Source organism: Caulobacter sp. CCG-8 (genome assembly GCF_037402475.1).
In the GTDB taxonomy this organism is placed as follows: Bacteria; Pseudomonadota; Alphaproteobacteria; order Caulobacterales; family Caulobacteraceae; genus Caulobacter.
In genome coordinates, this window is record NZ_JBBEUD010000041.1 from 1 (window position 1) to 11,849 (window position 11,849).

The window sequence follows — 11,849 nt, forward strand, 5'->3', positions numbered from 1 at the left end:
TGGCGATGGCCGGCCCGTCGTTGGAGACGGGCGGCGGCGCCTGCTCGGTCCGAACGGCGGCCTGGTCGCGCTTGCCGAACATGCCCTACTTCTTCTTGAACAGGCTGGAGAGGATGGACGTCTTCTGGGCCGCCGGCGGTTCGCGGCGGCTGATCAGTCGCGCCAGGTGGTCGATGCCCTCGGCCGCCTTCGACTTGGGGGCCACCTCGGCGACCATCTGGCCGTTGTTGGCGGCCTGGCCGAAGGGCTTGGGGTCGAACGGCAGCACCAGGGACGGCGTCAGGCCCAGGGCCTCGCCGAAGTCCTTGACCGGGATCTCGGGACGGCCGGGCACGCCCACCTGGTTCAGCACCAGGCGCGGCGGCGCGTCGTTGGGCCGAGCCTGGCGGACCAGGTCGACGATGTTCTTGGCGTTGCGCAGGGAGGCCAGGTCGGGCGTGGCCACCACGACCAGGTCGTCGCTGCCGATCAGCACCTGGCGGGTCCAGGCGCTCCAGCTGTGGGGCAGGTCCAGCACCACGAACGGCGCGACGCCGCGGATCTTCTGGGTGACCTCCTCGAAGGCGTCGGCCGGGATCTCGTAGTCCTGGTCCAGGGCGCCGGGCGCGGCGAACAGGCTCAGGCGGTCGCCGCAGCGGACCATCATGCGGTCCATCAGCACCGGGTCCAGGCGGTCGGGCTGGGTCAGGGCGTCCAGCACGCCCTGCAGCGGGTCCTGGTTGAAGTCGAGGCCGGCCGTGCCGAACGGCAGGTCCAGGTCGACCATCACCGTGGCGGCCTGCACGCGCTCGGCCATCGACCAGGCGAAGTTGTGGGCCAGGGTCGAGGACCCGACGCCGCCCTTGGCGCCGACGAAGGCGATCTGCCGGCCGACGAACGGCGCGGAGGGGTCGGCATACAGGCTGGAGACCGCGCGGATGATCTGCAGCGGGCCCTGGGGCTGGGTGATGTACTCGCTGACCCCGCGCCGCATCAGCTCGCGATAGAGGGCGATGTCGTTGGTCTGGCCGATGACCACGACCTTGGTGCCCGGGTCGCAGACCTGGGCCAGGCCGTCCAGCAGGGCCAGCATGCGCGGCGCGGCGTCCAGGCTCTCGACCAGCACCAGCGAGGGCGTCGACTGGTTCTGGTAGTAGTCGACCGCGGCCTCCAGTCCGCCGGGACGGGCGAGGGTCGAGGCGCGGGCCATGCGGCGGTCGGCCGAGGCGGCCTCGACCAGGGCCACGGTTTCGGACCGGGCGCAGAACGCGTGGATGGTGATGCGCGGCACGGCCGCCTCGCCCATGTCGGCGTCGGCGGCGGCGAGCACCTCCTGCACCATCGCCTGGGTCGAGCCGACCGGGTGGGCGGTCGGGGCCACCGGCTCGGCGGCCTCGATCGGCACGTCGCGGACGGCGGTCGGCGCGGGCGCCGAAGCGGCGGCGGCCGGAGCCGGCTGGGGCGTATAGGGCGGCGCCGAGGGCGGCAGGTCGGCGAACGGCGCCGAGGCGGTTTCGCGCGGCCGCACGGGCGGGAAGTCGGCGAACGGGTCGTCGGCGCCCGCGCCCACGGCCGAGGTCGGGGCCGGCGCGGCGCGCCAGGGATCGCCGCCCGCCGGCGCGAAGTCGTCGTCGGCCTCGAAACCCAGGTCGAAGGGGTCGTGATCGTTCCGCCCGGCCATCAGTTGACGGCCTTCGAGACGACGCCGTTGGACTGCTCGTCCTTGGCCGACGAGGTGACCTCGCCCTTGCGGTACTTGTCGAGCACGGTGGCGCGGCGGCCGGAATCGATCGGCGTCTCGTTGCGCGGGCTCAGCAGGTCTTCGGGATTGGCCACCTGGGCGGCCATGTTGGCGGTCACCGCGCAGCCGAAGTTCTCGTAGGCGGTGTTGTTGCGGGTGGCGGTGATGTTCTCCCACCCGCCGCACTGCGGGACCTCGGCGGTGTAGCGCAGGAAGCCGACCTTCAGCGGCGCGCCCGGCGCGCCGGCGGCGTCGTAGCCGGTCACGCGCACGGAGGCCGGAGGCGCGCCCATGGAGATCAGGTGCTGGCGCGCGGCCACCGCCATGCGGCCGGCGATCTCGCCGCCCGTGCCGCCGATCGGGGCCGAGACCACGATCTCGCGCGCCTCGGCCGACATCCAGCGGCCCACCAGCCCGTCCAGGGCCTGGGTCTGGGCGGCCGACAGCCCTTCGGCGTGCGGCGCCAGCAGCACCTCGTCCGGATGCGACAGGACGTGGACGCGATCGTTCCACTGCGAGGTCTCGGTGCGCGGCGGCGGCGCCTCCGGCTCGAGGCCGTGCGAGGCGCAGGCCGACAGCAGGACCAGGACCAGGCCCGCGGCGGTCAGGTTCGGAAGAAGATGGGGTCGCGTCATGTCCGCGTTCTCACTCGATCACGTAGCCGACGGGGCCCTGGTAAGCGCGCCCGTTGTTCGCGCCGGCCGGCGCCTTGACCACCTTGTTCAGCCGGCCCAGCAGGACCGTGCTCATGTCGCTCGCGGTCTGCAGGCCGTCGGCCGGGGTCTGCAGGTTCTGCGGCTTGGTCGGGTCGACGATGTAGGGGGTGATGATCACCACCAGCTCGGTCTCGCCGTTCTGGTAGTCGCGCGACCGGAACAGCGCGCCCAGGATCGGCAGGTTGGTCATGCCCGGCAGGGCGTCGATGTTCTGCTTGGTCTGCTGCTGCAGCAGGCCGGCGATCATCAGCGAACCGCCCGACGGCAGCTCGACCGTCGTCTCGGCCCGCCGCACCGTCAGGCCCGGCACCACCAGGCTCGAGCCGCCGCTGGTCCCCGCCGACAGGGTGAAGGCCCCCGCGCTGCTCAGTTCCGAGACCTCGGTCGACAGCTTCAGCGAGATGCGGCCGCCCGACAGCACGACCGGCGTATAGCCAAGGCCCACGCCGTACGGCTTGAACTCGATGCTGACGCGGCCGGCGGTGTCCAGGCCCGTCGGCACCGGGAATTCCCCGCCGACCAGGAACTTGCCCGCCTCGCCCGACACGACGGTCAGGTTGGGTTCGGCCAGGGTCCGCACCAGGCCCACGCGTTCGAAGGCCTGGATCATGCCCTTGCCCGAGTTCAGGCCCGCGCTGCCGGCGGTGTCCTTGACCGTCGCCGTGTTGCCGTTGGTGACCTTGATCGGGTTGCCGTTCGAATCGACGGCGTCGAAGACCGTCGAGTGAACCACCTGGTAGCAGGTGCCGCTGACGCCGGCGGCGCAGGGCACCACCATCTGCGGCTGCTTGGTGGTGTCGCGGGCCCAGCCGCCGACGACGCCGCCCAGCAGGCTGTTGTTGACGCCATAGGTCGGGGTGAAGCCGAACTTGTACTGGGTCTCGCCCAGCTGACCGAGCACCACGCTGGAATCGACGCCCAGCTGCTTGATCATGTTGCGCTGGACCTCGACGACCCGGACCTTCAGCATCACCTGGTCCTTGCCGGCGATGGTCAGCATGTTCAGGACGTTCTCGGGCTTCTCGACGAACTTGGCCGCGATCTGCGAGGCCACGCCGGTCTCGTTGGCGTCTGCGACCGAGCCCGTCAGGATCACGCTGTCGCGGATCGCCTGCACCTGGATGTGAGCGTTGGGCAGCACGCGGCGCAGGGTGTCCTCCAGGGCGGTGGAGTCCTGCTCGACCCGAATGGCCAGGCTCAGGATCTTACGACCCGAAGCGTCGAAGAACACCGCGTCGGTCGAGCCCAGGGCCATGCCCAGCACATAGATGCGGCGCGGACCGCGCAGCACGGCGTCGGCGACGGCCGGATTGGTCACCAGCATGTCGCGCACATCGACCGGCAGCTCGATGATCGCCGACTTGCCGCGCGACAGCGACAGGTTCTGGGCGCCCGAGGCGGTCAGGTCGATGCGCAGCACCTGGTCGGCGGGCGCGGCCATGACCGGCGTCTCGACCGCGCGCGGGGCCGCGGCGCGGGGCTGGGTCGCGTAGAAATGGGTGCCGGCCGCCGGGCCGTCGGCCAGGGCGGCGGTCGTCGGCGCCAGCGCCAGGAGCGCCGCGAACGAGGCGGAGAGGAGCCGGCGGATCATGGGCGGACCGAGATGCTGGAGGTCTGGCCGCCGCGATTGATGCGGACGACCGAGGAGTCTGGCGGGGCGACGGCGCCCGAGGGGCCGCCCAGGTCGGTGTAGGCGCGCAGGGTCAGGGTCACCGGCCCGCCGGCCTTGGCGCGGGACAGGGCCTCGGCCTCGACCGGGCCGACCTCGAGGGTGGCGGTGGAGGCGACGATGGTCTTGGCGTCCTTCTTCTCGGCCGCCGTGGTCTGGTCCAGGGCCAGGACGCGGACGTTCTGGATGACGGTCTCGGCGACGACCTGTTTGCCGCCGCCATCGCCCTCGCCGACGGTCGTCTGCTCGTGGGTCTGGATGACATCGACGCGGTCGCCCGGCAGGATGAAGCCGCCGACGGCGGTCTCGGAGGTGATCGGCACGGCCATGGCGCGCTTGCCCGGGCCCAGGACCACCGACAGGTAGCCGCCTTCGCCGCCGCGCACGATCTTGCGGGCCGTGATGGGTTCGCCGGACAGGATCGGGTCGCGCACGATCGCGCCCTCGACGGCCTTTTCCGGGCTGACGCCGCCGATCATCTCGGCCGCGTCGCCGACCGCCTTGGCGGCCTTGGCCGAGACCTTGGTCGGCGCGGGCTCGGCCGCGCCGTTGGTGATGAAGGCGGCGTTGACGGTGTCGGACGGCCAGGGTTGCCAGGCGACGTCGCCGCCGGTCAGGCGGTCGCCGATGGCCAGGTCGCGCTTGGCGACCAGGACCTGGGTCATGGGCTTGCTGGCCGGAGCGGCCTCGACGACGGGCGCCGGCGCGGGCTTGCCGCCCATCGCCTTCTGCATGACCACGGCCAGGCCGATGGCCGCGACGGCGGCGACCAGGACGATCATGACGCGTAGAGGATTCATACGGATGGGCTCTGGCGACGGAAACGAAAGGTCGTGCGAGCCGCCTTCAGGCGATCACGCGCAAATCGTCGAACGGCCCTTCTGGCCGCGTCGCACACTCGCGCGACCATGGTTAACAGCGGCTAAAGGCTCAGCTCCGAAAGGCCGGGCCGGGGGCGCGACAGGCTGACGCGGGGCGCCGGCCGTCGAAAGCCTAGGCGCCGACCGCCAGGGTCAGGGCGCCTTGCGGGAAGGCCATCAGGGCGCCGACCGCGATGGCCACGCCGTAGGGGATGTCGCCGTCCTTGGCGCCCAGCTTGCGGATCCAGGGCGGGCTGCCGGCCAGGACCGGCTCGAACCAGCCCGAACGCAGGCTCAGCAGGCCCAGGGTCAGGGCGCCGCCGGCCAGGGCGGTGACCAGCATGAACGGCCCGGCGGCGGGCCAGCCCAGCCACAGGACCACGGCCGCGAACAGCTTGGCGTCGCCGCCGCCGATCCAGCCGGCCGCGAACATGCCCATGCCGACCAGCAGGGCGGCCAGGCCGGCCGCCAGGCACAGGCCCAGGGTCGCCAGCGAGGCGCCGCTGACCAGGGCCACCGGCGCGAACGCGGCGATCAGGGCCAGGGAGATCCAGTTGGGGATCGTGTAGCTGGTGGCGTCCTTCAGCCCGGCCACGACGACCAGGGCGGGGAAGACGAGCAGCAGGGCGAACTGAAGGGTCTGCATGGCGGCCTTGCCGTTTCAATCGGCGCCAGCTTGCCCCGATCGCATGAAGCAATGGTTTCCCGCGCGGCGAAAATCCCGCCGCGGGGCTGGAATAGCGAAACGTCCGGCGAAGCCTAGCCGGCCGTGAAGATGTCGGCGCCCTTCTGGAAGGCGTCCTTCACGTGGCCGCCCATCACGCCGACCACGCCGACGATCACCACGGCGATCATGGTGGCCATCAGGGCGTATTCGATGGCGGTGGCGCCGGAGTCGTCCTTCAGGAAGCGAATTGCGAACTGCCGCATGGCTGGGTTCCCGATCAGGAAAGGGGAAAAAAAAGGCCCCGGCATTGCTGCCGAGGCCCTCTTTTTCGAGCGGTAGCGGATTACGAGGCCGAAGCGCCCGTGACCGCGTCGTCGGCCTTCTTGAAGGCGTCCTTCAGGTGGCCGCCCAGGGTGCTGACGATCGTGGCGATCACGACGGCGATCAGGGCGACGATCAGGCCGTACTCGATGGCGGTGGCGCCGGATTCGTCCTTCAGGAAGCGGGTGACAAACTTCGACATGGTGGATCTCCTGGTCAGTAAGTGGATCTGGGCTCTCAAGCCGTGTCGACTTGCTCACCCCCGAAAACACGATCAATTTCGCCCAGCTCGCTTAATGGCCAGTAAACACCGGATAGTTTCGCGAATTTTTTCGTTGGTTTATTTTAGTTTACCATTATTTTCTTTTAACTATGCCATACCTAGAGAGGCGAAAACCCCTTGTGCATCAAGGTTTTCTCAAGTGTCGGAAAGAATACACAAACAACGAGCTTAGTTCTTTATTGACCATTCCGAGGCATCCTCGTCGTGTACAAAGCCTGGGAAGACATCGTCATGCGCCGCCTGACTCTCGCGCTCTGCGCCGGTCTGAGCCTCTCCATCGCCACGGTCGCCGTCGCCGACAGCCCGTCCGCGCCGCTGTCGGTCAGCGCCGGCGCCGCCGCGCGGATCGTGCTGAGCGCGCCCGTGCGCGACATCGTGGTGGGCGATCCGGCAGTGGCCGACGTCAGCCTGGTCAACGACCGGACCCTGGTGGTGATGGGCAAGAAGGCCGGCGCGACCACCGTCCTGGCGTTCGACGCGCGCGGTCGCGCCCTGGCCGACCGCGATGTGGTGGTGTCCGACATCCCGACCCAGGCCGTCGTCGTCCAGCGCGGCGCCAGCGCGGCGACCTATGCCTGCGGCGACCGGTGCTCGCTGCTGAGCGCCACCGCCGCCCCGCCCGCCCCGGCCGCGACCCCGACCACGCCGTAAGCCCGTTTCCGTCCCCTGGTCGCGGCGACCTAAACCACTGATTAGGGACGCCTGGCCTAGATTGCGCGCCTGACGTTCCTCAAGGGCGCTGACGCGTGGCCGATCGAACCCGACATTATCGCCGCCTGCTGGCCCGCCTGGGCCTGCTGCGCCGCTTCGCGCGCGACGACGACGGCGCGGCGGCGGTCGAATTCGCCTTCGTCTCGATCCCCTTCCTGCTGCTGGTGTTCGGGATCATCGAGCTGGGCATCGCCTTCCTGGTGTCGATGAGCCTGGAGAACGCCCTGATCATGGCCGATCGCAAGATCCGCACCGGCGACGCCCAGAACACCACCAAGGAACAGTACCTGAAGGACGTCTGCGCCCAGATGTCCTGGCTCGGCGATTCCTGCGCCAAGTCGATCACCCTGGACGTCCGCGTCCTGCCGTCGTTCGCCGACGCCAGCAAGCTGAAGAAGCCCGTGACCGGGTCGACCTGCTTCGACACCGGCGGCCCCAGCTCGATCATGCTGGTGCGCGGCTACTACAAGTGGCCCCTGATCACGCCGCTGCTGCAGCAGGCGGTGGGCGGCACGGCCGGCGACCGCGAGGTCACCTTCGCCACGGTGTTCGTCAACGAGCCGTATTCGGAAACCCCGGTCGCGATCAAATGCTCATGACCGGCCGCCTCATCCGTTTCTGGCGCGATCGCCGCGGCGTCTCGGCGGTCGAGTTCGCCCTGATCGCCCCGCTGCTGCTGCTGTTCTATTTCGGCATGGCCGAGCTGACCGAGGCCATGATGGCCCAGCGCCGGCTAAGCCACCTGACCGCCTCCATCGGCGACGTGGTGGCCCGCGACACCCAGTTCAGCAACGCCCGCCGCGACGACGTGTTCACCGCCGGCAAGGTGATGATGGCCCCGTTCCCGACCTCGACCCTGCGGATGTGCGTCTACAGCGTCGTCTCCAACGCCGCGGGCAAGGACACGGTCGCCTGGGTCGAGAAGTCCAACTCGCCGACCAACTGCCCCGCCGCCAACGACGTGGTCGACATCCCGGTCTCCGTCCTGCCGGCCAGCCAGAGCGTGATCATCAGCAAGGCCAGCTACGAGTACGACACGGTGTTCAAGACCGTCGTGCCCGAGACCATGACCTTCCGCCGCACCTTCTATCTGCGGCCGCGCCTCTCTGACCAAGTGACGCGCGTCCCCTAGGTGGGTTCGCGGACCGCCTCCGCCAGCCGCTCGACCAGGGCGTGGGGACCGAAGGTCTCGCCCTCGAAGCGCCGCGCCGGGCGCACGCCGATCAGGCTGTTGGTCAGGAACACCGCCTCGGCCTCGTCCAGGGCCTCGGCGCCGGTCGACACCTCGTGGACGTCGACGTCCAGGCTCCGCGCCGCCGCGATCACCCGTCGCCGGGCGATGCCGTCCAGCACGCCGCAGTGCAGGGCCGGGGTGAACAGCGAGCCGCCCTCCACCCAGAACAGGTTGGCCGCCCCGGCACAGGCCAGGTCGCCGTGGTTGTTGCGGATCACCGCCTCGTCGGCCCCCGCCGCCTTGGCCTCGGCCCGGGCCAGGACGCTGTCGAGATAGGACAGGGTCTTCAGCCGGGCGGCGGGCGAACCCTCGTTGCGGCGGGTCCTGGCCAGGACCAGGTCGACCGGGGTGGTCACCGGCGCGGCCGCGGCGGCGCTCGCCGCCAGGCGGAGCATGGGCGCGGCGGGGCGATCCAGGCCCCGCCCGCCCGAACCGGCCGTCAGGGTCAGGCGCACGGCGGCGCGGACCTCGGCCAGGCCGGCCCGCTGCGGCGCGGCCAGGCAGAGGGCGCGGACCTGCTCCCGGTCGAAGGCCGGCAGGCCCAGGGTCTCGCAGCCGGCCGCCATCCGCGCCAGGTGGGCGTCCAGATGCGGCAGGCCGCCGCCGGTCCACAGCATCGTCTCGAACAGGCCGTCGCCGAGCAGCAGCCCGCGATCATCCAGAGGAAAGGCGTCCAGGGGGAAGGCGTCGGGAGAGGTCATCCGCGGGGCGGCTCCATCAGCGCCCGGCGCAGGGCGGCGAACTTGGCTTCGGTCTCCAGGCGCTCGGCGTGGGGATCGCTGTCGGCGACGATGCCCGCTCCGGCCCTCGCCTCCAAGCGCCAACCGTCCGCATCCTGTTCCAGGCCCACGGTGCGGATCAGCACGCTGGACTCCAGCGCCCCGTCCGCCCCCGCCCAGAACAGCGAGCCGCAATAGGGGCCGCGCGCGGTCTCCAGCTGGGCGATCACCTTCATGGCCTGGACCTTGGGCGCGCCGGTGATCGAGCCGGGCGGGAAGGCCGCGCGCAGCAGGTCGGCGCTGGTCAGGCCCGGGGCCAGCCGGCCGGTCACGGTGGAGACCAGGTGATGGACGTTGGCGAAGGTCTCGACGCGGAACAGCTCGGGCACCGCGACGCTGCCGGGCGGGCTGACCCGGGCCAGGTCGTTGCGCATCAGATCGACGATCATCAGGTTCTCGGCCCGGTCCTTGGCGCTGGCCGACAGCTCGGCGATCAGCCGGGCGTCCTCGGCCTGGTCGGCGCCGCGCGGGCGGGTGCCCTTGATCGGCCGGGTCTCGATCGACAGGTCGCCGCCGGTGACCTTCAGGAACCGCTCGGGCGAGTTGGACACCAGGGCCCGGCCCGGCAGGCGCAGATAGGCCGAGAACGGGGCGGGGCTGTCGGCGCGCAGGCGGGCGAACAGGTCGAACGGGTGGGCGCCGGCCGCCAGCCGCCCGGTCCAGGCGCGGGCGATGTTGGCCTGGAAGATCTCGCCGCCGACGATGCGCTCGACCACCTGGGCCACGGCGTCCTCGTAGGCTTCGCCGTCGCCGACCGCGAGGCCGTCGCACAGCACGCCCTCGTGCACCGGCGGCGCGGGGGCGTTCAGCCAGGCCAGGGCCGCCTCGGCCCGGGCGCGGGCGAAGCTCTGCGATCCGCCCCGGCCGACAGCCAGCACCCGGCGCTGCAGGTGGTCGAAGGCCAGCAGGGCCGGATAGCGGGCGCAGGCCAGGTCGGGCCAGCCGGTGCGCGCCAGGTCCAGGTGCTCGACGCGGTCGCCCAGCTCGTAGGCGGCCAGGCCCACCACCCCGCCCTGGAACGGCGGACCGTCGAGGTCGGCGCCCTGGGGCGGCCCGATCAGCTCGGCCAGGGCGGCGAACGGGTCGCGCGACTCTTCAGCCGTGACCGTCAGGGTCTGGTCCGGCTCCCGCAGCAGGTAGGACCACCGCCCCGCCTGGCCGCCCGAGATCAGGGCGCAGGCGAAGGGTTCGTCCCGCCACGGGGCCGCGGCCCAGACCGGGTCGCGCCAGGGGGCGCTGATGAGGACGACATGACGCATCGGCGGGTGATACCGCCGCGGGCGTCGCGGCGCTACGCCTCGCGTTCGCCGCCCTTGACCATGAACAGCACGCAGAAGCCGGCCAGCAGCAGGGCCGCCACCGGCACGAAGCCGCCGACCTGGGTCTTGAACACCGCCGTGGCCAGGGCCACCAGCAGCGAGCCCAGCCACATGGTCGCCGTGCCGGACAGGGCGTAGAGGCCGAAGAAGGCCGCCGTCTTGTCGGGCGGGCACAGGCGGATCAGCAGGGTGCGGCTCGACGCGTACTGGGCGGTGACGAACACCGCGATCAGCAGGCCCAGGCCCAGATAGATCAGCTCGGGCACGGTGCGGAACAGCGGCCCGTTCCAGACCGGCGCGTGGGCGGCCGGGTCGTAGGCCCAGAAATAGAGGATCTTCTCGCGCCCCATGCCCAGGCTGCACAGCAGCACCGCCAGCGAGCCCGCGATCTCCAGCTGCACGGCCTTGCGCGGGCCCAGCACCTTGTCGAACCACGGGGCGATCAGGCCGCCGCCCACGCCGAAGATGCTGAGCGAGATGCCGTAGGCCAGCATCTCCAGCGCGCCCCAGTGCATCAGGCCGGCGGCCAGCAGGCCGCCGAAGACCAGCAGGGCGGTCATGCCGTCGTTGTAGAGCAGCCGCCCGCCCAGGAAGAGGGCGATGTCGCGGTGACCCTTCAGGTTGGCGAAGATGTCGCGCAGCATGCCGATGCCGTCCCGCGCGCTGGCCATCCAGCCGCGGCCGGTGCGGGCCGCGTCGGGGGTCCACAGGAAGAAGGGGATCGCGCCCAGCAGCATCACCGCCGCCGCCAGCGGGCCGGAAATCCGGCTGGGCTCGTTCTTGGCGGGGTCCAGGCCGAACAGCGGGGCGTGCGGCACGCCCGGCCAGTCCACCTGGCCCGGCAGCACCATGCCCCACAGCATGAAGACCAGCAGGGCCACCGACAGGCCGTTGGCCACGGCGTAGCCGAGCCCGGAGATCAGGGCGGCGCGCCCGGGCGCCGTCCCGGCGGCCCGGCCCAGCAGCGAATTGCTCAGCACGTCGGCCAGATTGTAGGCCACGCCCAGCACGATCAGCAGGCCGCTGGTCACCCACAGCGGCAGGCCGCCGGCGGGCATGGCCCACCACAGGGCGACCAGGGCGGGGACCATCACGGCGGTCGTCAGGCCCAGCATCGACTTGCGCGGCCCGTACTGCTCGATCATCGCCCCGATCAGCGGCGCGGTCAGGGCGGTCAGCAGGCCGTAGATGGTCGAGATGTTGGCCACCACCGCCTGGCCCTGGACCGGATCGCCGACCAGCACCCGCGAGAAGTAGGGCGAGAAGATGTAGATGGTGATCAGGATCACATAGGGGTCTCGCGCCCCCTGCTGCAGGATCCAGGCGAGCGCACCGCGCGACAGGCCCGACTTCAGCGGGGCGACCGGCTCGCCTTCGCTGGGGACCGCCGCGGCGGCCGAGAACTCACTCATGCGGTTCCACCCTCGTCACAGGGCCGTCGTCTGACGCGGCGGCTTGGGAGGAGCGTGGCGATTAAACGGGTGTTTGTCACGTCCCCCTTTTCAACCGTCATCCCGGGCCTTGTGCCCGGGACCCCTGTTTCAGCCCGCACGTGAAGCGCATTGGCGGG

Annotated in this window: 13 protein-coding genes; 3 read left to right on the forward strand and 10 right to left on the reverse strand. The window is 71.1% G+C overall.

The annotated features are described in order from the left end of the window. Nucleotides 1-85: 85 nt before the first annotated feature. The 7 genes from WAE60_RS23905 to WAE60_RS23935 form a co-directional block, all read right to left on the reverse strand. Nucleotides 86-1,660 carry a CpaE family protein gene (locus WAE60_RS23905; RefSeq protein ID WP_029908906.1) on the reverse strand — a complete coding sequence of 525 codons (1,575 nt, stop codon included), beginning with the start codon at nucleotides 1,658-1,660 and terminating at the stop codon, nucleotides 86-88. Beyond that, complete coding sequence (locus tag WAE60_RS23910; protein WP_029908907.1) at nucleotides 1,660-2,355, reverse strand: CpaD family pilus assembly lipoprotein; 696 nt, start codon at nucleotides 2,353-2,355, stop codon at nucleotides 1,660-1,662. Before WAE60_RS23910 ends, WAE60_RS23905 begins: the two co-directional genes overlap by 1 nt. A 10-nt stretch (nucleotides 2,356-2,365) precedes the next feature. Next, nucleotides 2,366-4,027, reverse strand: a complete 1,662-nt coding sequence (locus tag WAE60_RS23915; RefSeq protein ID WP_337689190.1) for a type II and III secretion system protein family protein — start codon at nucleotides 4,025-4,027, stop codon at nucleotides 2,366-2,368. Next, the gene (gene cpaB / locus WAE60_RS23920; protein ID WP_337689192.1) at nucleotides 4,024-4,905 is read right to left on the reverse strand and encodes a Flp pilus assembly protein CpaB; all 882 of its coding nucleotides are present in this window, start codon (nucleotides 4,903-4,905) and stop codon (nucleotides 4,024-4,026) included. Before cpaB ends, WAE60_RS23915 begins: the two co-directional genes overlap by 4 nt. 193 nt (nucleotides 4,906-5,098) lie before the next feature. Beyond that, nucleotides 5,099-5,611, reverse strand: a complete 513-nt coding sequence (locus WAE60_RS23925) for a prepilin peptidase (protein ID WP_337689194.1) — start codon at nucleotides 5,609-5,611, stop codon at nucleotides 5,099-5,101. A 113-nt stretch (nucleotides 5,612-5,724) separates the two neighbouring features. Beyond that, nucleotides 5,725-5,895 carry a Flp family type IVb pilin gene (locus tag WAE60_RS23930; protein ID WP_337689196.1) on the reverse strand — a complete coding sequence of 57 codons (171 nt, stop codon included), beginning with the start codon at nucleotides 5,893-5,895 and terminating at the stop codon, nucleotides 5,725-5,727. 80 nt (nucleotides 5,896-5,975) lie between these two features. Continuing rightward, the gene (locus WAE60_RS23935) at nucleotides 5,976-6,155 is read right to left on the reverse strand and encodes a Flp family type IVb pilin (RefSeq protein WP_029908916.1); all 180 of its coding nucleotides are present in this window, start codon (nucleotides 6,153-6,155) and stop codon (nucleotides 5,976-5,978) included. A gap of 312 nt (nucleotides 6,156-6,467) precedes the next feature. Here WAE60_RS23935 and WAE60_RS23940 point away from each other — a divergent pair, with 312 nt between their 5' ends. The 3 genes from WAE60_RS23940 (at nucleotide 6,468) to WAE60_RS23950 (ending at nucleotide 8,079) form a co-directional block, all read left to right on the forward strand. Continuing rightward, on the forward strand, nucleotides 6,468-6,887 hold the full coding sequence (locus WAE60_RS23940) for a pilus assembly protein N-terminal domain-containing protein (protein WP_035018255.1): 420 nt from the start codon (nucleotides 6,468-6,470) through the stop codon (nucleotides 6,885-6,887). Nucleotides 6,888-6,982: 95 nt separating this feature from the next. Next, entirely contained in the window at nucleotides 6,983-7,546 is a 564-nt protein-coding gene (locus WAE60_RS23945) for a TadE/TadG family type IV pilus assembly protein (RefSeq protein WP_029908921.1), read from the forward strand. After that, complete coding sequence (locus WAE60_RS23950; protein WP_156035599.1) at nucleotides 7,543-8,079, forward strand: TadE/TadG family type IV pilus assembly protein; 537 nt, start codon at nucleotides 7,543-7,545, stop codon at nucleotides 8,077-8,079. Before WAE60_RS23945 ends, WAE60_RS23950 begins: the two co-directional genes overlap by 4 nt. On the opposite strand, the gene WAE60_RS23955 is transcribed toward WAE60_RS23950, so the two are convergent. From WAE60_RS23955 to WAE60_RS23965, 3 genes are read right to left on the reverse strand one after another with little or no spacing between them, the layout of a single operon-like run. Continuing rightward, nucleotides 8,076-8,882 carry an aminotransferase class IV gene (locus WAE60_RS23955; RefSeq protein WP_337689203.1) on the reverse strand — a complete coding sequence of 269 codons (807 nt, stop codon included), beginning with the start codon at nucleotides 8,880-8,882 and terminating at the stop codon, nucleotides 8,076-8,078. The two genes, WAE60_RS23950 and WAE60_RS23955, sit on opposite strands and share 4 nt — an antisense overlap. Continuing rightward, nucleotides 8,879-10,219 carry an aminodeoxychorismate synthase, component I gene (gene pabB / locus WAE60_RS23960; protein ID WP_337689206.1) on the reverse strand — a complete coding sequence of 447 codons (1,341 nt, stop codon included), beginning with the start codon at nucleotides 10,217-10,219 and terminating at the stop codon, nucleotides 8,879-8,881. The genes WAE60_RS23955 and pabB overlap by 4 nt, the downstream gene beginning before the upstream one ends. A 32-nt stretch (nucleotides 10,220-10,251) precedes the next feature. Next, on the reverse strand, nucleotides 10,252-11,691 hold the full coding sequence (locus tag WAE60_RS23965) for an MFS transporter (protein WP_029908929.1): 1,440 nt from the start codon (nucleotides 11,689-11,691) through the stop codon (nucleotides 10,252-10,254). Between the last annotated feature and the right edge of the window lie 158 nt (nucleotides 11,692-11,849).